A 911-nucleotide genomic window follows, 5' to 3' on the forward strand; every position below is an offset into this window, starting at 1 on the left:
ACCTCACCGGCGAAGATGTTCAGGGAGTCCACCATGCGGTTGATGTTTTCCTTCAACTCACCGAGCTCACCTTTCACATCCACAGACACTTTCTGAGTCAGGTCACCTTTCGCCACTGCAGTTGCCACCTTAGCGATGTCACGTACCTGCAGTGTTAAATTCGAGGCCATGGTGTTCACGTTGTCGGTCAACTCCTTCCAGGTACCGCGTACTTTCGGCACATTGGCCTGGCCACCCAAACGACCTTCCGTTCCCACTTCGCGAGCCACACGGGTTACCTCGTCAGCGAAGATGTTCAGGGAGTCCACCATCTGGTTCAGGTTCTCCTTCAGGTCCAGGATCTCACCGCGGGCTTCTACCGTGATCTTCTGGCTCAAGTCACCTTTCGCTACAGCAGTCGCTACTTTGGCAATGTCACGTACCTGAGAAGTCAGGTTGGAGGCCATGTAGTTCACGTTGTCGGTCAGGTCCTTCCAGGTACCGGCTACGTTTGGCACATTCGCCTGTCCGCCTAGTTTACCCTCCGTACCTACTTCGCGGGCTACTCTTGTTACTTCGTCACCGAAGATATTGAGTGAGTCCACCATTTGGTTGAGGTTTTCTTTCAGATCCAGGATCTCTCCTCTTGCCTCAACGGTAATTTTCTGGCTCAAGTCACCTTTCGCTACCGCGGTGGCCACTTTCGCTATACCTCGCACCTGCGTTGTCAGGTTGGAGGCCATGGTGTTTACATTATCTGTTAAGTCTTTCCAAACACCAGCTACGTTCGGCACGTTGGCCTGGCCGCCCAGTTTACCCTCTGTACCCACTTCAAGGGCCACACGGGTTACCTCACCGGCGAAGATGTTCAGGGAGTCCACCATGCGGTTGATGTTTTCCTTCAACTCACCGAGCTCACCTTTCACATCCAC

1 protein-coding gene is annotated in these 911 nt (G+C 53.6%); it reads right to left on the minus strand.

What is annotated here, in order from left to right; genetic code table 11:
* A partial coding sequence (locus I0P70_RS21200; RefSeq protein WP_196121135.1) for a HAMP domain-containing protein occupies positions 1–911 on the minus strand: 911 nt, incomplete at both ends.

It is taken from the genome of Pontibacter sp. FD36 (genome assembly GCF_015686655.1).
Classification (GTDB): Bacteria; Bacteroidota; Bacteroidia; order Cytophagales; family Hymenobacteraceae; genus Pontibacter.